Origin of the sequence: Parapedobacter flavus (genome assembly GCF_035818675.1) — a bacterium.
GTDB lineage: Bacteria > Bacteroidota > Bacteroidia > Sphingobacteriales > Sphingobacteriaceae > Parapedobacter > Parapedobacter flavus.
On record NZ_JAYKZZ010000009.1, the window covers coordinates 85,187 to 104,566 of the forward strand.

General features: G+C 47.3%; 18 protein-coding genes. 9 read left to right on the forward strand and 9 right to left on the reverse strand.

The features are described from left to right. Nucleotides 1-41 precede the first annotated feature (41 nt). From cysD to U9S71_RS08515, 9 genes are all read left to right on the forward strand, one after another. Nucleotides 42-950 (forward strand): sulfate adenylyltransferase subunit CysD, encoded by a 909-nt coding sequence (cysD, locus tag U9S71_RS08475; protein ID WP_326326835.1) that lies wholly within the window; start codon nucleotides 42-44, stop codon nucleotides 948-950. A 58-nt stretch (nucleotides 951-1,008) separates the two neighbouring features. Then, nucleotides 1,009-2,262, forward strand: a complete 1,254-nt coding sequence (locus tag U9S71_RS08480; protein WP_326326730.1) for a sulfate adenylyltransferase subunit 1 — start codon at nucleotides 1,009-1,011, stop codon at nucleotides 2,260-2,262. A gap of 310 nt (nucleotides 2,263-2,572) precedes the next feature. Beyond that, entirely contained in the window at nucleotides 2,573-3,904 is a 1,332-nt protein-coding gene (gdhA, locus tag U9S71_RS08485; protein WP_326326731.1) for an NADP-specific glutamate dehydrogenase, read from the forward strand. A 9-nt stretch (nucleotides 3,905-3,913) separates the two neighbouring features. Next, nucleotides 3,914-4,162 (forward strand): hypothetical protein, encoded by a 249-nt coding sequence (locus U9S71_RS08490; RefSeq protein ID WP_326326733.1) that lies wholly within the window; start codon nucleotides 3,914-3,916, stop codon nucleotides 4,160-4,162. Nucleotides 4,163-4,248: 86 nt separating this feature from the next. Then, a complete protein-coding gene (gene rnhA / locus U9S71_RS08495; protein ID WP_326326735.1) occupies nucleotides 4,249-4,707 on the forward strand; it encodes a ribonuclease HI in 459 nt (152 codons plus the stop codon). A 90-nt stretch (nucleotides 4,708-4,797) separates the two neighbouring features. Continuing rightward, nucleotides 4,798-5,304 (forward strand): hypothetical protein, encoded by a 507-nt coding sequence (locus U9S71_RS08500; protein WP_326326736.1) that lies wholly within the window; start codon nucleotides 4,798-4,800, stop codon nucleotides 5,302-5,304. A gap of 118 nt (nucleotides 5,305-5,422) precedes the next feature. Next, nucleotides 5,423-6,085, forward strand: coding sequence for a hypothetical protein (locus tag U9S71_RS08505; RefSeq protein ID WP_326326737.1), 663 nt, complete (start codon nucleotides 5,423-5,425; stop codon nucleotides 6,083-6,085). Between the two features lie 3 nt (nucleotides 6,086-6,088). After that, nucleotides 6,089-6,859: a sensor histidine kinase gene (locus U9S71_RS08510; RefSeq protein ID WP_326326739.1), complete on the forward strand. Its 771-nt coding sequence runs from the start codon at nucleotides 6,089-6,091 to the stop codon at nucleotides 6,857-6,859. Nucleotides 6,860-6,890: 31 nt separating this feature from the next. Continuing rightward, the gene (locus U9S71_RS08515; RefSeq protein ID WP_326326740.1) at nucleotides 6,891-7,511 is read left to right on the forward strand and encodes a response regulator transcription factor; all 621 of its coding nucleotides are present in this window, start codon (nucleotides 6,891-6,893) and stop codon (nucleotides 7,509-7,511) included. Here U9S71_RS08515 and lysA read toward each other — a convergent pair. The 9 genes from lysA to U9S71_RS08560 all read right to left on the reverse strand — a co-directional run bounded on the left by lysA (nucleotide 7,501) and on the right by U9S71_RS08560 (nucleotide 19,289). Further along, nucleotides 7,501-8,685, reverse strand: a complete 1,185-nt coding sequence (lysA, locus tag U9S71_RS08520; protein ID WP_326326836.1) for a diaminopimelate decarboxylase — start codon at nucleotides 8,683-8,685, stop codon at nucleotides 7,501-7,503. The genes U9S71_RS08515 and lysA overlap by 11 nt on opposite strands. A gap of 25 nt (nucleotides 8,686-8,710) precedes the next feature. Continuing rightward, nucleotides 8,711-10,024 (reverse strand): aspartate kinase, encoded by a 1,314-nt coding sequence (locus tag U9S71_RS08525; RefSeq protein WP_326326742.1) that lies wholly within the window; start codon nucleotides 10,022-10,024, stop codon nucleotides 8,711-8,713. A gap of 40 nt (nucleotides 10,025-10,064) precedes the next feature. Beyond that, on the reverse strand, nucleotides 10,065-11,012 hold the full coding sequence (locus U9S71_RS08530; RefSeq protein WP_326326744.1) for a D-2-hydroxyacid dehydrogenase: 948 nt from the start codon (nucleotides 11,010-11,012) through the stop codon (nucleotides 10,065-10,067). Between the two features lie 10 nt (nucleotides 11,013-11,022). After that, nucleotides 11,023-12,090, reverse strand: a complete 1,068-nt coding sequence (serC, locus tag U9S71_RS08535; protein WP_326326745.1) for a 3-phosphoserine/phosphohydroxythreonine transaminase — start codon at nucleotides 12,088-12,090, stop codon at nucleotides 11,023-11,025. A gap of 119 nt (nucleotides 12,091-12,209) precedes the next feature. Further along, on the reverse strand, nucleotides 12,210-13,097 hold the full coding sequence (locus U9S71_RS08540) for a flavin reductase family protein (RefSeq protein ID WP_326326747.1): 888 nt from the start codon (nucleotides 13,095-13,097) through the stop codon (nucleotides 12,210-12,212). Nucleotides 13,098-13,186: 89 nt separating this feature from the next. Beyond that, on the reverse strand, nucleotides 13,187-14,557 hold the full coding sequence (locus U9S71_RS08545) for a sigma-54-dependent transcriptional regulator (protein WP_326326749.1): 1,371 nt from the start codon (nucleotides 14,555-14,557) through the stop codon (nucleotides 13,187-13,189). A gap of 56 nt (nucleotides 14,558-14,613) precedes the next feature. Then, nucleotides 14,614-15,882: an NADP-dependent isocitrate dehydrogenase gene (gene icd / locus U9S71_RS08550; RefSeq protein WP_326326750.1), complete on the reverse strand. Its 1,269-nt coding sequence runs from the start codon at nucleotides 15,880-15,882 to the stop codon at nucleotides 14,614-14,616. Nucleotides 15,883-15,890: 8 nt separating this feature from the next. Then, nucleotides 15,891-18,020, reverse strand: coding sequence for a cation:proton antiporter (locus U9S71_RS08555; protein ID WP_326326751.1), 2,130 nt, complete (start codon nucleotides 18,018-18,020; stop codon nucleotides 15,891-15,893). A 78-nt stretch (nucleotides 18,021-18,098) separates the two neighbouring features. Next, nucleotides 18,099-19,289, reverse strand: a complete 1,191-nt coding sequence (locus tag U9S71_RS08560; protein ID WP_326326753.1) for an ABC transporter permease — start codon at nucleotides 19,287-19,289, stop codon at nucleotides 18,099-18,101. Nucleotides 19,290-19,380 lie beyond the last annotated feature (91 nt).

Consider the following 19,380-nt stretch of genomic DNA (forward strand, 5'->3'; position numbering starts at 1 on the left):
TCTTTGATTTGATTGATGATTGAACGAATAACGAAAAGAAAATAAGGAAAACAACGAACATGGATTATTTAGACCATTTGGAGGCAGAAGCCATATACATTTTACGGGAAGTCGCGGGGCAGTTTGAGAAACCGGCACTGTTGTTTTCGGGCGGGAAGGATTCGATTACCTTGGTGCACTTGGCAAAAAAAGCTTTCCGGCCTGGGAAATTCCCTTTTCCACTGGTTCATATCGATACCGGCCATAACTTTCCAGAAACAATCGCTTTCCGCGATACATTGATTGCCGAACTACAGGAAGAGCTGATCGTTGGCTATGTGCAGGAAAGCATCGACGCGGGAAAAGTAGTTGAACAGAAAGGAAAGAACGCTAGTCGTAACCAGCTGCAAACCACCACGCTGCTAGATACTATTTCGGCATACGGGTTTGATGCATGTATTGGTGGGGCGCGTCGCGATGAAGAGAAGGCGAGAGCAAAGGAGCGGATTTTCTCCGTGCGGGACGAGTTTGGCCAATGGGACCCTAAACGGCAGCGTCCAGAATTGTGGAACATTTATAACGGACGCATTCATAAAGGAGAAAATGTACGCATATTCCCCATCAGCAACTGGACCGAGCTGGACGTATGGAATTATATCCGCAGGGAGAACATCGACTTACCTTCAATCTATTTTTCGCACGAACGTGATGTAATCACTCGTAATGGACAACTGATGGCGGCGACGGAATTCCTTAGCATCGACCATGAGGACGTTGTGGAGCGCAGGAAAGTGAGGTTCAGGACGGTTGGCGACATGACCTGTACAGCTGCAGTGCCATCTGAAGCATACCATATCGATAACATTATAGAAGAAATACAATTGTCGAACATCAGTGAACGCGGGGCAAGGATGGATGATAGGGTGTCGGAAGCAGCTATGGAAGACCGTAAAAAGGGCGGCTATTTTTAATCCGTAACGCCAGAACAGCATTTTAAATTTTAAGTAACAATAAAAGAAAAATCCAACAATGGATCTATTGAAATTCATAACAGCGGGCAGTGTAGATGACGGTAAAAGCACCTTGATTGGCAGGCTGTTGTACGATACCGATTCGATATTAGATGATCAACTGGAGGCGATCCAACGTGCCAATAGAAAAAACGACGACGGCACACTGGATCTTGCTATCTTAACCGACGGGTTGAAAGCTGAACGCGAGCAGGGTATAACGATTGACGTAGCTTATAAATATTTCCACACGGATAAACGCAAGTTTATCATTGCTGATACGCCGGGGCATATACAGTATACCCGCAATATGGTTACAGGTGCTTCCAATGCCGATCTTGCCATCATCTTAATCGATGCCCGCAAAGGCGTGGTGGAGCAGACCAGACGGCATTCGTTCCTCGTATCGTTATTGGCTATTCCGAATATCTTGGTATGTATCAATAAGATGGATATGGTCGATTACGATAAAGCTGTATTTGACAAAATCAAAGCTGATTATGAGCGATTGACCGAAAACATGAACACCACTCAGGTAGATTATATTCCTGTCAGCGCATTGAAAGGCGATAATATTGCCAGTTGGTCGTCGAATACACCTTGGTATGATGGGAAACCACTATTGGATTTCTTGGAAACCGTTGAGGTAAATCAACGACCGCAAGCCCAACAGGCTCGGTTTCCCGTTCAGTGGGTTATCAGACCGCAGACGGCCGAACTGCCTGATTACAGAGGATATGCTGGTCGTGTAGTTGGTGGCTCTTTCGCTGTAGGTGATCAGGTCATCGCCCTGCCTTCGGGGTTTACAAGCACGGTGACGGGTATCGAATTCGCCTCCGAAGATCTCACCACAGCCGAAAGCGGGGCATCGGTAATCATTCATCTGGCAGATGATATCGACGTCAGCAGGGGAGACATGCTCGTTAAAGCCGGTGAACAGCCGGTGCTTTCCCAAAATTTCGAGTCTGATATATGTTGGATGGACACAAGGCCGTTGGATGTTAACCAAACCTATTTGCTCCAGCAACATGGGAAAACGACCAAAGTGAAAGTTCAGGATATCGTTTACCGAGTTGATATTGAAACCCTTGATAAATCAGCAAGCGATACCTTCGGATTGAACGACATTGGCAAAGTTCAGTTTAAGTGTGCCGAGCCTGTGGCATTTGACAGCTATGTAGCCAACACGGCAAATGGCGGAGCCATTCTTATCGACTTACGAAATAACTTGACTGTAGCCGCTTTGATGATCAGCAGACCTATTGATTATTGAACGATTGGATTGGGCGTGTGTTTTTGAATACATTAAATACACGCCCACCGCCTTTGCTGTATATGGCCCGTTGTCTGGAATTGCCTATTGATCATAATTACCGTTATGTTAAATAGAGATTTCAGCACCCTTCTGTACTATTGATATAACCGGTAATTCATTTCCTATAATTAGCATATCTCGATGTACCAAACCTTTGACATAATTTTAATAAAAACAGGATGAATCGTTGAGTATTCATAAAAAATGGCTTATTTGATTAAATTTTTGTTAAATTTGCCTGCTTCATAAGATTATATCACAGTTTAATATGTCAAATTACTTCGAATCGTTCGTCGACTACGTCTCAGTGCGCAACCCAAACCAGCCAGAGTATCTTCAAGCCGTAAGAGAAGTTGCCGAAGATGTTATACCCTATATCGAGACCCAAGCGAGCGATTTAATTGCCTGTAAGCTCTTCGAACGCATCACGGAGCCCGAGCGCACCGTTTCCTTTCGGGTGGTCTGGTTAGACGATTCAAATAATGTGCAAATCAATCGTGGTTATCGTGTCCAAATGAACAGTGCTTTGGGCCCCTATAAGGGTGGGTTACGATTCTCCCCTACTGTCAATCTAAGTGTATTGAAATTCCTTGCTTTTGAACAAACATTTAAAAATAGCCTTACGGGGCTTCCGCTCGGTGCGGGGAAAGGCGGCTCAGATTTCGATCCCAGAGATAAGTCAGACAATGAAATCATGCGTTTCTGTCAAAGCTTTATGACCGAGCTTTATCGTCATATCGGCGGTGATACGGACGTTCCCGCGGGAGATATTGGTGTTGGCGAACGCGAAATTGGATACCTATTTGGCCAATATAAACGGATTCAGAATAGTTTTACGGGCGTTTTAACCGGCAAAGGGCCCGCTTGGGGTGGCAGCTTCATCCGGCCGGAGGCTACTGGTTTTGGCCTGCTCTACTTTGTTGAGCGCATGCTTTATGAAAAGCAAGATACGCTCAAGGGAAAAAAAGTGGCGATATCCGGTGCCGGCAACGTCGCTTATTACGCTGCGCTTAAAGCTATCTCTTTGGGCGCGAAAGTAATAACCATATCCAACAGCAACGGAACCATATACGACGAACAGGGTTTCTCTCAGGAAAAGCTGGATTACGTAAATACACTCAAGCGTAACCTCAAGGAATATACAAACCGCTTCCCGGCGGAATACCACTCAGGAAAAAAACCGTGGCAGTTTGTTTGCGATATCGCACTCCCCTGTGCTACACAGAATGAGCTAGACGAGCAGGATGTCAAACAACTGCTAAAAGGAGGCTGTATCTGCATTGCAGAAGGTGCCAATATGCCTTGTACAGAACTTGCCGTAAAGGCGATAATGAAGGCCAAAATACTTTATGCACCCGGTAAAGCAGCGAATGCAGGCGGTGTGGCGGTTTCAGGCCTAGAAATGTCGCAAAATCGGATAGGCCAGCAGTGGAATGCCGACAAAGTAGATGGCAAACTCAAGAAAATCATGCAGGAAATACACGATACATGCGTACATTACGGTAAAGACAGAAATGGTGTGATTAACTACATGAAAGGGGCTAATATCGGTGGGTTCGTAAAAGTTGCGATGGCTATGAAGGCTCAAGGATATGTTTAAGACCGGTGTATGCGAACCATAGCAGAACTCCCCCACCCCGACTTCAAGATCACCATTTTTTCAATGAATCAGAAGTTTATCGTAAAGTTTGAACAGGGAGCGCTCGAACAGGTTTATAAGATCGCGGAAGCCGACATGACTGATGGGGTCGACGATGTATTTCAACTAATCGATGCTGAGTTTACCGAAGCGGTTTCTAAAAATTTCGCTGAGATGCGGAAAAGCTTCGTTGCCGCCTACAAAAGGCACGAATATTAACCAGGTCTGCATCTGCACATATAAAACAAGCAATTTATACCTAATCGACAGGACGATTCCGATAGGAATGGTTTACCTTTGGGCCGATGATCGAACTATATACAGACGGGGCATCCAGTGGTAATCCGGGACCCGGAGGATACGGCACGATTCTGCGTTCGGGCCCTCATTATAAAGAGCTATCCGAAGGGTTCCGTAAAACGACGAATAACCGCATGGAGCTGATGGCCGTAATCAAGGGACTTGAGGCACTCAAGAAAATCAACCAGCAAGTGATTGTTTATTCCGATTCGAAGTACGTTGTCGACGCCGTAGAAAAGGGTTGGGTGCATGGGTGGGTGCGGAAAGGGTTTGCAGGAAAAAAGAATAGCGACCTCTGGATTCGCTTTCTCAATGTTTACAAATTGCATAATGTAAAGTTCGTCTGGGTAAAAGGGCACGCCGGCCACTCCGAAAACGAGCGATGTGACCGACTTGCGGTACAAGCGTCTCAAGACACAGCAAGCTGGAAAATTGATAGCGTGTTCGAAGTGGGCGATGCCTGACAAAATACCTAATTTGGTGTATTGCCGGCACCCAGGTTTTTCACGATGTTTGTCATATACGAATAGAACGTTTTTTAAAAGACCGTAATTATGAAAGGCAAACGCGAAAACATTCAAAAGAAAAGTAAATTAAACCTTATCCCTGTGGAACTGGCCCAGCAGATGATCAATGCGTACGACAAGCAACGACGCGGCCCGGCTGCGGTGGAACGAAGTAAGGAGCTGGGTAAAAAAATGGATGAACCCCGCTCTTTTTGGGTGAGTAAAGAAGCACTTCTCGAGTTGCTGGAAATCAATAAAGCAGATGGAATCCGTTTTTACTATGCCATTGCGGATGATTATCCTGGTTTTGAATTGAAAAAGCGCGAACATAAAAAGGCACATACTGCCGTAATGGTTGCTACAAAATCTGCCGATCCGGATAATCCCACCATGCTGAATAGCGTCGATTGCCTGAATATACCCAAGACGGCGACAACTGTAAGCAAAGGAAAAACCGGGCCGGTGCTTCTTCCTATCGCTCCATCGCGAGCAGGGTTGCCGGCAGACGAATTGGATTTATGTCCGCCGCCATCGCCAGGGGGGCAATTGCTATGAAAACCGATCCATATAACGGACTAGCAAGGGAATTTAATCGGTAAGAGATCATGCTTCACCGCGCCGTAGCCCAATACGGTGCGGTCCATTGTTTTCCATACCGATAAAACGTCAACCTATGAATAGCATTACGATTGTTTTATTAGGTCTAGTCTTACTGGGCGCGCTAATTGGATTTTACAGACGGCACACCCTACGTCTGCCGGTACTGAAATTATTCCCGTATTTCCTGTTGTTCCAGTTTCTCTATCAACTAACCGCGTCATTGTATTCCTTTGTGTTTACCAAACACGCTTCCAACCATTTCATCTTTAATTGGGCACTACCGATAAACATTTTGTATTTCGGAGCACTATTCTACGGTGTGGTCAGGCACCCGGGTAAACGAAAGGTTATTGTGGCAGGCACGGTACTGAACCTTCTGTTTTTCCTCATTGATTTATTATTTATTCAGAACATTTCATTTTTGATGACCTATCCCCGTACCACCATGGCGATGTCTTTAGTTGTTTTTGCACTATTGTACTTTCATGACCTTGTCAAATCTGATCGCCAATACGATACCAACCCGGCCCGAAATGCAACCTTTTGGATTGTTACTGGAATATTTTTCTTCTATTTGAGTAGCACGCTTACGATAATCTTCTGGACCTATTTTGTGGTCAATAATGTTTATTTCGGATCCGTGATGTTACGGGTTTTTGCATTCATATTATATTCCATGTATGTTGCTGGTATGTTGCTGCATAAACCGTCAGTTAACCGAATTATGAATCATTGAATCGTGGAAAACTCCATCGAAACGACAAACATCGAAATAGCTATCGCCGTCCTATTTGGAAGCTTGATGCTCGCATTGATTGGTGTATTCATGTTCCTTATGGTCATTATTTACCAGAAGCGAAAAATAAATGCCATCAGGGAACAGCAACAGCTGATCGTGCAATACGAGCAGGCAGTGTTGAAGGCCAAGGTAGAGATACGTGAAGAGACATTGAAATATGTGGGGCAAGAGCTCCACGACAATGTGGGGCAGGTGCTTTCTTTAATTAAACTTTACCTTTCCCGTCCAGACACGCAACGCAAAGCAGATGTTGGACAATTGATCGACCAAGCGATCAAAGATATCCGGCTATTGTCACACGATCTCAACATCAATCGCGTGGAACAGTATTCGCTCAACGATTTTATTGAGCAGGAACTTAATAAAGTTCTTAAGGCGGGCATCGTCAAAATATCCTTCGAAAACCAAGGGTTTTGCGAACCGACCTCGTTCCACGACCGCTTGATGATTAGCCGGATATTCCAGGAATGCATCAATAATATCCTGAAACATGCGGACGCTAAGCATATAATTGTTAAGTTAGTAGCGGAGGACGGGGGCTGTGCGTTATCGATAGCCGATGATGGTATTGGGTTCGAATCAGATTCGACGTTAAAGGGTGCTGGACTAAACAATATATATGACCGTGTGAGACTGATCGGCGGAAGAATCGAGATTATGTCTTCCCCGGGGGACGGAACGAAAGTTATATTACGGATTCCGCAAGAATAATAATTTTTGTGAGGAAAATGAGTGACAACCAATGATAACTATCGCTATAGCGGATGATCACAAATTGATGTCGGAAGGTATCGCGTCAATTCTGCAGTCGGATGCAGAACTATCGGTACTAAAGATATGCAGTAACGGCAGGGAGCTTATTGAATACCTACGGACCGATATGGTGGATTTGGTATTGGTTGATCTGAATATGCCAATACTTAATGGTCCCGATACAATTCGTATCCTAAAAAACGACCAGATTTCCTGTAAAATCGTTGTGTTGAGCATGTATGCCGATGAAAATATCTATGCCAAATGCCGCGAATTGGATATTAATGGCTATTTACACAAAGATTCAGATGCCCAGCATCTCATTGACACGATTAAGCTTATCCATCGTGGCCAGAACTACTACGATTATGACCACACAACAGCGGCTTCCGAGCCCAGCGCGCTTTTTGACGATAAGTTTCTGAACAAATTCAAACTCTCGCCGCGCGAGTTACAAATCATCACTTTGGTAAGTAATGGGCTCACCAACAACGAAATTGCAAATAAGCTTTTCCTATCTGTACATACTGTGATGACCCATCGGAAAAACATCCTCCACAAATTGGAAGTGCGCAATACGGCGGAAATGCTTTCTCTGATCAACAGTTAAGTGGAGAAAGCTGGTCGCTGTATACATATCGTATTTCTTCGCGGAGGTTATACCTCGAAGCCATTACTTCGCCGTAGGCCCCAGCGGTCCGTATGGCGATGAGATCTCCCCGTTGGGTCGTAGGGAGAGGTACTTCCTTTCCAAAGCAGTCACTACTTTCGCAGATGGGGCCAACCACGTCATAGTGTACCGGGTCGTCAGTAAGGCTGGCTGAGTATGCCGTAAGATTTTCTATCCGGTGATAAGCCTGATACAACGCCGGGCGCAACAGCTCCGTCATTCCGGCGTCGATGATGATAAAGTTTTTCTTGATGCCATTCTTTACATACAGCACCCGCGAAACCAAACTACCGCATTGTGACACCAATGCTCTACCCAGTTCAAAATGTACCTCTTGACCGGGTTTCCGCTCCAAGAACTCATGGAAAACTGAAAAATAGCTTTGAAAATCAGGTGTCGAGTGGGCGTCGGGTTCATAGTAGTCAACGCCCAGGCCACCGCCCACATTGAGTACCCTTAATCGGAAGCCCCGCGCGTCAAACCAATTGTTCAACTCGTTGACCTTCACACATAAGCTTTTGAAGACGTTAAGATCGGTTATCTGCGATCCCACGTGGAAATGGATACCCACGAGTTCGATGTGGTGGCATCGTCTTAACGTTTCGACGGCTTCTGTCAATTCCCAATGGGCAATACCGAATTTATTTTCATCCAAACCGGTCGTGATATACTGGTGGGTATGAGCATCTACATTCGGGTTGATACGCAATGCCACGCGAGCCGTTTTACCAACTTCGGCGGCGAGCGTGTCGATCACTTCGAGTTCCTGAATGGATTCGACATTGAAGGTAAAGATATCGTTGCTCAATGCATAAGTAATCTCTTTGTCAGACTTACCCACTCCAGCAAACACTATTTTACCCGAATCGAATCCAGTTTCTATGGCTTTACGTACTTCATTTCCACTTACACAATCCGCACCGAATCCCATGTCTCGAATGCAAGCTAAGAGGCGATCATTGAAATTTGCCTTGAGGGCGTAGTGTACATGAAAACCCAAGGCATCCGCAGATTGGCGGGCTGCTGTCAGCGTTTGTTCCAGCAGGGTCATGTCGTAGTAGTAAAAGGGGGTCTCCTGTTGAGTAAATGCGTTAACACGGCCAGAATCGAACATCATATTCGGTCACTTACTTTAGTAATTAGAAAAGCCTATTATGCAGCGATCGAAGGGCTTCGACCTTGTCTCCCGTCTGCAGCAATAAAGAAATGTTATAGTTACTACCACCATATGATATCATCCGCACGGGGATGTGTTTAACAGCATCCAATACGCGCGACGCATAACCGTGTGTATTCCAGCCGAAATCGCCCACCACGCAGATAATCGTTTGATTGCGATCAATCTCTACGGTACCAAAATCCCGAAGTTCTTGTTCAATCTCTTGTAAGTATTTTGTGTCGTCTATGGTCAAGGAAACGGCTACTTCCGACGTTGTAATCATATCTATAGGCGTCTTGTAGCGTTCAAACACTTCAAAAACCCGTCGCAGAAACCCGTAAACCAATAGCATGCGCGACGAATGGATGCGGATGGCGGTAATGCCATCTTTCGCTGCAATGGAGCGCACGATGCCCTTTGCCGTCCCATCTTTGCTGATCAATGTGCCGGCAGCGTTGGGTGCCATGGTATTGAGCAAGCGTACGGGAACATTGAAGCGTTGTGCTGGAAAAACGCTCTGCGGATGGAGAATTTTGGCCCCGAAATAGGCAAGCTCGGCAGCCTCGTCAAAGCTCAAGTGGGCAATGGGCTCGGTGCCCTTCACAATCCGCGGATCGTTGTTGTGCATACCATCGATATCCGTCCATATCTGTATTTCATCGGCACCGATAGCGGCACCGATGAGCGATGCGGTATAGTCGCTGCCGCCCCTCCGGAGGTTATCGATTTCACCGAAAGCATTCCGACAGATATACCCTTGGGTGATGAAGAAATTGTGATCATTTGATTGGAGTAGCAACTCATTCAATTGTTCACGTATAAAATCAATTTTCGGCTCGTTATCCTCATCTATTTTCATAAAATCCAGGGCCGGTAATAACTTCGACCGTACTCCCAATTCCGTTAGATGGAAATGAAACAGCGTAGTAGAAATCAATTCTCCCTGAGCAAGTATGATTTTCTCTTCTACCGGCGTGAACAACTTACTCGAAAAAGACGCAATCAAGTTAAAGTGGTAGTCGATTAGCTCTTCGCCATTATGGCGCCCCTCATCCGATGTGAATAGTTCGGCAATCAACTTACGGTAGTGATCGTGCAATGCATTGATAAGCCCAGAGGCCCTATCCTTATCACCTGCGAGATAAGCCTGTGAAATTTCCACCAAGGCATTGGTCGTACCAGCCACGGCCGATAACACGATGATTTGGCGGTTTTGAGGGTTGATAATGTCCAATAACCCCTTTATGCGCTCCGCACTCCCTACGGATGTTCCCCCGAATTTTAATATTTTCATCGATGGTATGATTTGACTAACCCCAATCCTGGCTATGATTTTATTTTTTGAGGTGCTCAATGATCAATTGCGCCAGTTCGGCGCCGATCCGCTCCTGTGCTTCGCCCGTTGCTGCCCCAATATGCGGTGTAAGAGAGACCTTCGGGTGGGTGAGCAGCTCCTTGCGTGGTGTTGGTTCGTTGTCGTATACATCCAACCCCACAAATGCGACCTTGCCACTATCGAGCGCTTCGATAAGCGCGAGTTCTTCGATGACCCCACCCCGTGAAGCATTCACCAGGCCGACACCGGGTTTCAACTGATCAAATTCCGCTTTTCCAATGATGGGTTTATCTGTAAAAGGCACGTGGATGGAAATGAAGTCTGCCGTGCGGAGCAATTCTTCGGTCTCCACCTGTTGTATGGGCACGTCGACGGTTATTCCTCCCGAAAGCTCCAACGGGAGGCTTTTTGGTGCTTCGTATAGATCACTTACGATCACATCCATGCCTAGACCCAGACCCACCTTTGCCGTTTCGCGACCAATGCGGCCGATACCGATAATCCCTAGCGTTTTCCCACGGAGCTCTACGCCTTTAGCATAGGCTTTTTTAAGGGCACCGAAGTTTGTATTGCCCTCTACGGGCATTTTCCGTTGGGCATCATATAGAAAGCGAACGCCACCCAACAGGTGTGCGAATACCAATTCCGCAACCGAAAGCGAGGACGCAGCAGGGGTATTCACAACGGCTATGCCTTTGGAACGCGCATATTCCACGTCAATGTTATCCATCCCTACACCGCCCCGGCCGATTAGCTTCAGGTTCGGGCAACCATCAATCAGCGCTGCGCGCACTTTGGTTGCGCTACGTACCGTAATGGCATCGTAAGCCGGCAACTTTTCCGCCAGCTCCGCTTGGGGTATATGGGTCGTGTCTACTGTAAATCCCGCATCCTCAAGCAATTGTTTGCCCAAGGGGTCTATGCCGTCATTTGCTAATATCTTCATGTCTAAAAGTCTATTTATTTTTCTCTTCAAATTCTTGCATGGTATCAACCAGTGCATTCACACCTGTTATGCTCAGCGCATTGTATATCGATGCACGGAAGCCACCGACACTTCGGTGCCCTTTCAAGCCTACCAATCCACGTTCCTTTGCCAGTTCCAAGAAAGCGCCTTCATGTGCTTTTTCTTCGGTTACAAACGTCACGTTCATCCTTGACCGATCGTCGGTGTGGGCGGTTCCTTTAAACAGCGGGTTCCGCTCAATTTCATCATACAGTGTACGTGCTTTGATGATATTTTCCTGCTCGATGACCGATATACCGCCTTTGTTCTTCAACCAACGGAGATTAAGCATCGCTACATAGATAGAGAAGACTGGCGGCGTGTGGTACATCGACTGTGCGTTTATGTGCGATTGGTAGTCGAAAATCGTCGGCAGTGTCCGGCCCGTCTTTCCGAGCAACTCCTCTTTTACGATCACCACTGCTGCACCTGCCGGTCCTACATTTTTCTGCAGGCCTGCGTAAATGAGACCGTAATCGGCTACATTGATTGCACGACTCATGATGTCGGATGACATATCGGATACTAACGGCACACTGGTCTTGGGCGTTTCGAAGATTTCCGTACCAAAGATGGTGTTGTTACTTGTATAATGCAGGTATGCTGCATCGCTAGGTACTTCGTAGGTTTTGGGCACATAGTTATAATTTGCGTCTGCCGAAGATGCTACCACCACCACGTCACCGAGCTTTTTCGCTTCCTTGATGGCTTTGCTCGCCCAGGTGCCAGTGTCTAGATAGGCCGCTTTGCCCCCTTCGGGCAGCAGGTTCATCGGCACTAAGGGGAATTGCGTGCTGGCTCCACCCTGCATGAAAATGACAGCGTACCCTTGGGGTACCGACAGCAGTTCGCGTACTAATTGCTCGGCTTCAACCATCACCGCTTCAAATTCTTTGCTGCGATGCGATATTTCCAAGATAGACAGCCCGGTGTCATTGAAATTCAATACGGCTTGGGAGGCTTCCTGAAAAACTTCTTGGGGCAATATGCATGGCCCCGCTCCAAAATTATGCTTCATATTGTTTTATCTGAGAGGTGTATCCTTTTAATTTGCCGCAAAAATAAGAATTATTTATTGTAATTCATTCAATAATTCCAATAATATGTTGCGAATAATTCAAAGATAAACGCTAGTTGTTAAATCAACAACAACGTTTTCCAAGCCTTCGTTACCTCGCCCCCATCGAGCAGCGCAGCGGCCTTACGGTGCAGGTGGATTTGTAGCGTCGCCTTGTCGCCGATAAAGGCATCCAGTATCTCCCGGGTTTCGGGATCTGTGCGCAATGTGTCTATCTCATCCTCCGTGGGGAGCACCTCGACATTCCCCAGTTTTCCCAAATGATTGCCCGTGAGCATTGGCGACTGCCGGATGTGCTGCGGCAGTTGGTCTACGCCTATTCCGCGGTTCCGCAACGGTTTGGCAACTTCAAATAGATTGGCGGTAGTAACACGGCAATACCAGTCGCCACCGAGCCGTGCCACTAGGTCGAGCTCGGCTTGGTCTACGCGGTCATCTATGCCTAGCAAGGTGTCGTGTATGTGCATCCGCACCACTTCGGCCAGCACCAAATTCCCCGCTCCGGGGATGTCGGCCAGCTCGACCACCTGCCGTACCTTGCATTCCAGTTGAACGGGTGATTCGGCCACGCGTGGCGGCGATACCAGTTCCGACGCCAATGGCGTAAAGCCCGACTTGATAAATTCGTCAACACCGCGCTCGTATTCGGTACTTGCGAGCGACTGCTGTTGTACCATGGCGTAGTTCACGATGTTGATCACCACTTCCGGCACCTCTTGAATATTGTCCAACGTGTGTTTTGTGCTGCCATCTCGCATTCGTCGCAACGGCGAAAATACGCAAATGGGTGGGCGCTGAGACATCAGGTTAAAATAGCTGAAAGGGCTCAGATTAACCTTGCCGGATTTGTCTACCGTACTTGCAAAACAAATGGGGCGCGGTGCGATGGCAAATTTCAGCAGGTTATCAAACTGCGGATGGGTAAGCGGATCAATGGTTTTCGTCATTTGGCATTTTCACTATCGGAAATTAAACTCCAAGGCCCAAAGCTATGAAAATACGGCCATTTTTCGAACTCAAAGTTAGGAGGAAGGCTTCATTCAATTCCGTATTTCTCCATTTTGTTGTATAGTGTTTTCCGATCGATGTTGAGCATTTGGGCGGCCTTACTTTTGTTATATTTGGCTTTTTGCAAGACATCCACGATTAATTTTCGCTCATGCGCTTCGCTGTGCAGCCTAAGGTCGGGGTTTTCAGCCGACGGTGCTGCGGCCGGATTGTCTGCCGATCGTTTGATCGCGTAGACCATCTCTTCGGGCAAGGCCGATGCATCGGCTTTTGTGCCGGGCGAGAGCAGTACCATGCGCTTAATCACATTCTTCAATTCGCGCAGGTTGCCCGGCCAGTCATACGTATTAAAAATATCTTTCACTTCGCTGGCCAGCTCCACCACGTCCCTACCCAGTTCTTTATTGGCTTTCCTTACGAAAAAATCAACGAATTGCTGGAAATCCCCACGCCGGTCGCGCAACGCTGGTACGATAATTTCAAACTCATTGATGCGGTGGTATAAGTCTTCTCTGAATTTGCCCGAGCCCAGTAGGTCCTCATTCGTGGCTGCAATTACACGAACGTCCACGTTGATGGTCTTATTTGCACCCACAGGTTGTATGACCTGTTCCTGCAACGCGCGCAGCAGCTTCACCTGTACGTCGTAAGAGAGGTTGCCTATTTCGTCGAGAAACAGTGTGCCCCCTGTCGCCTCTTCAAACTGACCGGTCTTGTCATTCATTGCGCCGGTAAACGATCCCTTTACATGGCCAAAAAGTTCACTCGATGCCAACTCTTTAGATAAAGTACCGCAATCAATTGATACAAAGGGCTTGCTTGCCCTTTTACTCTTCTGATGGATTGCCCGTGCTACGTATTCCTTCCCGGTCCCGCTTTCGCCACGTATTAGTACTGACATATCGGTGGGCGCCACCAATGCAATATACTCGTGCAGCTTGCGTGCCGCTGTACTAGCTCCTTCTACAAAGTCCAAACCCGGCGTGGTATCGATATGGGTTTTACGCGCTTTTGAGGTGCCATCTGCTTTGCCAGCCGATTTCCCCTCCAAGGCATCATTAACGACCATCAATAGCTCATCGGGGTTAACAGGTTTGGTGATATAGTCAAATACGCCCTGCCGTATGGCATTCACCGCGGTGCGGACGTCATTGAAACTGGTCATAATGACAGAGGGAATTACCTTGTCCTGGGCGCGTAGGGCGTCCAACACTTCCAGTCCAATGCCATCACCTAACCGGTAATCCAGCAATATTAACTGGAATTCATGCGCCTTGAGTGCCTCAATGCCACTTCTCACACTATACTTCACGACGACATCGAAGCCTTTCTTTCTCAGAAAATTGTCGAGTATCGTAGCAAATGTGGTATCATCTTCTACCAAAAGAATATTGGCCATGTGCAAGCAATTATAAAGTCAAGTATCTGTTATTAGTATTTCGAACGGTCAAAACCCTATTTTATTTTATCGATAATTGCCGATGCGAATTCACTTGTTTTCAAGAGCTTTCCATCGGGCATCTGATCAAAAAAATCAACCGTTACGGTCTTATCCAAAATCGTTTGCTTCAATGCCGTCACCATCCGTTCGGCGGCTTCGTTCCAGCCGATGTATTCCAAGAGCATCATACCACTTAACAGCACAGAAGAAGGGTTCATGCTGTCGGTATCTGCAAAACGGGGTGCTGTGCCGTGCGTTGCCTCGAAGACCGCGTGGCCGGTCTGGTAATTGATGTTTGCACCGGGTGCTATACCAATGCCGCCAACAATGGCTGCAAGTGCATCCGATATGTAATCGCCGTTTAGGTTTAACGTGGCGACGACCGAATAGTTTTTTGGGTTCAATAAGATCTGTTGCAAAAAATTGTCGGCAATCACATCTTTGATGATGATTTTTCCATCCGATTCAGCAGCGGCCATTTCCGCATTTGCTGCCTTTTCGCCATTAGCATCTTTCCTTCGCTCCCATTGTTGCCAGGTATAAGTGGCATCTGCAAATTCGGTTTCGGCAAGTTCATACCCCCACCCTTTGAACGCCCCTTCGGTATACTTCATGATATTTCCTTTATGCACCAGGGTCACCGATGGCAATGTATGCTCTATGGCGTGTTCAATGGCTGCTTTGATCAGTCGTTTGGAGCCGTGCTCGGAAACCGTTTTGATGCCGACAGCAGTGTCGTCCGTGAAATCGAAGTCGACGCCAATATCTTGCGTAAGGAATTCCTTGACCCGTTGCCCTTCGGTAGACCCGGCCGGAAACTCAATGCCGGTGTAGATGTCTTCGGTATTTTCCCTGAAGATGACCATGTCGACCCGTTCCGGGTGCTTCACCGGTGAGGGTACCCCCTCAAACCAACGGGTTGGCCGTTGGCACACATATAGGTCGAGGGCTTTCCGGATGGCCACGTTGAGCGACCGTATCCCACCGCCTATCGGTGTGGTGAGTGGGCCCTTAATCCCCACGAGGTATTCCCTGAAGGCGTCCAGCGTTGCTTCGGGCAACCACTCACCAGTCTGCTGGAAAGCATTTTCGCCGGCCAAAACCTCTTTCCATTCTATTTTCCGCTTGCCGGCGTACGCTTTTTCAACCGCGGCATCAAATACCCGAACGGATGCCCGCCAAATATCGGGGCCAATGCCGTCGCCGATAATGAATGGAATGGTTACCTGATCGGGAACGGCCAGCGTTCCATCATCCAACTTTGTTATGCGGGTAGTTGCCATAATCAGTTTTATTTGTCTTTGGTGAATATGTTGCCGATACCTTGCCCTATCCGTCGGAGTATTGGGCTCGTTGGCACCTCCTCATATTCATCCAGGGAATGTCCGCCACGCCTGCGCGGGAATATCAGAATTCGGTTGAACTGGCTATATACATTTCCGAGCTTTTTCGGGATTCGGTCAAAGGAATATCGATAAGAAACCTCACCTTGTCGGGCGGACACAAACACGATGAGGTCATTATCCCTTACAAAGGCATTCAGCTTGCTCAACTCATCCCAGTCGCCATGCAACTCAAAATTTAGGACGGTGCTCGTTTTGTTTTTTACTAGGTATGCTTCTATGACCGATTTGGTTCTTTCAATGCAAACAAAATGTATGGGTAAACTCAATTCGCCCGAAAGGCGCATCATTTTCGCTAGACAGAACTCGAATCCAAGCTCAGATTCGGTAAGCGGGGGACAAAACATGAGGATGCGTTTATGGCTTACGAGCGGTTTGTCGACATGGCACATAAACAAGTTAGCATCGGTTTTATTTAGGATACTTTCCGTCTTCTCCCCTACCAACTTTTCAATAATTCCTGGCTTGCTAGGCCATCCTAGCAAGATAGCATCGGCCGATTGCTCCAAAGCGGCTCTGCTAATGCCGTTCGGTATATTATAATCGATAGTTGCCATAATCGACACCTCTGTTTCACTCCCAGAGGCATACTTTGCCGTCGAGTCGAGGTTTCTGCGGGCCTTCAGCAGGTTCTGTTCGGCCGATTCGTTGTTGGGTACCACGGTAACCACAGTGAGCGGGTGGAGCGAGTGTTTGCTTTTTATAAGTGTAGCAAAATCCAAAAGCGCCTCCATATTGTTCAAATTGGCTATCGGCAAAATCAGCCTTTCGTCTTTTGGCAGATTACGCTTTCCCACTGGCGTGTCCTGGTCGCCTGCCACCACGATTTTCTTAGACGCACCTTCCGTTACCAGCGATGCTACGATGCAACTTGCCAAAATCAAGATAATCGCACCGTTTAACAGATTCTCACCCACAATACCGTATTCGTGGCCCACCATGATCACCGCCAGTGTCGCGGCAGCGTGGGCACCACTGAGGCCATAAATGACCTGTCGCTGGGCCGACGAATACCTAAAGATCAATTGGGTGAAAAATGCAGCCCCCCATTTGCCTGTTATCGAAACGGCAATGAGTGTACCGGCAATGAGTAATGCTTCCGGCTTTTCGATCAGTATCCGGATGTCCACGATCATGCCTACACTAATCAAGAAGAACGGTATGAAGATCGAATTACCGATGAACTCGATCCGGTTCATCAAAGCGGACGAGTGTGGAATTAAGCGATTTAATGCGAGCCCGGCCATGAACGCACCAATAATGGGTTCCAGTCCGGCGATTTCCGACAGAAAAGCTGCGAAAAACACAACGGAAAGGACAAAAATGTAATGAGAAGTTTTTTCACCTTCTACTTTTTGGAAAAACCACTTGGCAATTTTTGGGATAATACCAAATATCACGAGCAGCAGAACGGCAAAAGAAATTCCGAATCCCCACCAGAATTGCGGATTAAGATTATCGTAAAACGCGGCTACAATCACGGCCAATATAACGAGAACGGCTGTGTCGGTAAGTATGGTGCCGCCTATCGCTATGGCCACCGCCTCATTCTTTGAGATGCCGTAATTATTGACAATCGGATAGGCAACGAGTGTATGCGTTGCCAGCATGCTGGCAATCAGCAAGCTGGGTACCATGTCATAATCCAGCAAATAATAGAACACAGAATAGCCGATAGAGATCGGTACCGCAAATGTAAGCAAACCGAATAGCAGACTTTTATGCTGTGACTTTTTGAATTCATTCATGTCCAATTCCAAACCAGCAATGAACATGATATAAATCAGGCCGATCGTCGAAAATAAGTCGACCGCCGCATTCTGTTCCAACAAATTCAACCCGTGGGGTCCTACGATGATTCCCGAAATAATCAACCCGATGATTCCCGGTATTTTAATCCGGCGTAGCAATATCGGCGACAGCAGGATGATGAACAGGACAAGGGCAAAGATAAGAACAGGGTTACTTAACGGCGTATCAAACGCATGCCGGATATGGTCGAGTATGTTTTTATTCATAAATATTGCTAATGAATCACCGCACAAATGCTATGAATACCGTCCAAACTTACGCAAAATCGGGCAAAATAAGATAGTTTATTGAAATTGGATGGCCTTGATCGGACTGATGCGACCGATGAGGTACGACGGGATAAGCAATACGGCTAGGGCGACTCCAGCTATCCCGATGTTGAGCAAAAGCACCTCGAACAGGTTGATGTCAACCGGGATATAAGCAACGTAATAACTGGCTTCGTCCAACGTAAAAAAATGGGTTTGCCGTTGGAACCAATAGAGTCCATACCCTAGCAGGTTACCGATCAAAAGGCCCCATCCGATGAGGTATGCCGCCTGGTATAGGAACACCTTTCGGATACCGCCGTCGGTATATCCCAGCGCCTTTAAAATGCCAATCATCGAAGTGCGTTCCAAAATGATGATGAGCAAGGCTGATACCATATTGACCACGGCAACAACAACCATCAAAATCAGGATAATGACGGTATTGACATCCAATAAATCCAACCATTGGAAGATTTGGGGAAGTTGGTCGCGCACGCTGACGGCGTCGACCGAAACCGGCAATACCGCAGTGACCGCTTCCGTAAGAATTCCTAACCTACCGAAATCATCGATGGCCACTTCATAGCCGCCAACGGCACTGGCATCCCAGTCGTTAAGCCGCCTAACCATTGATAAAGCACCGATTACGTAGGTGTTGTCGAGCTCTTCCACGCCGGTATGGAAGATGCCGGCTATCTGGAATTTCCGCGGGCGTGGCCGGCCTTCCAATTGCACGAAGTACATAATGAAATCGTCGCCCACGGTCAGTTGCAGCCGGTTCGCCGTGTACTGCGATAGCAGCACCTGCCCCATTGCTTTCGCGCTATCTGCAAAATCGATCGGGTGGCCGTCTATCAGCGTAGCTGTCAGGTACTGTTGGTTGTAACTGCTGTCTATTCCCTTGAATAACACACCTTCCGCTTCGTTGTTTACATTGATGATGCCGGCTTTGGTTGCAAAATACCGCACGTCGGTTACGCCGGGCACCGCCCGTAGTTCCCTTATTTCCGTAGCAGTAAGTGCTATCGGTTCAGGTTCGTAAGACTCGTTGAGATCGTAGTTGCTCAGGGTGATATCGCCAAAAAAACCTCGTTGTTTTGCCGTTACTTCTTCCTTGAAGCCTTTCAGCACGGCAATGGAAAGCATCATCGCCGCAATGCCCAAGGCAATGGCACCGACAGCCACACGCACAATCAGGCCCGAGAACGTCCTTTTTCCGTCCATCGAAATCCGTTTTGCTAAAAAGTATGGGAAATTCAAGCCGCTCGATATAATTTGTACCTTTGCAAAGGTAAGTCACCGGATTAGAAATACG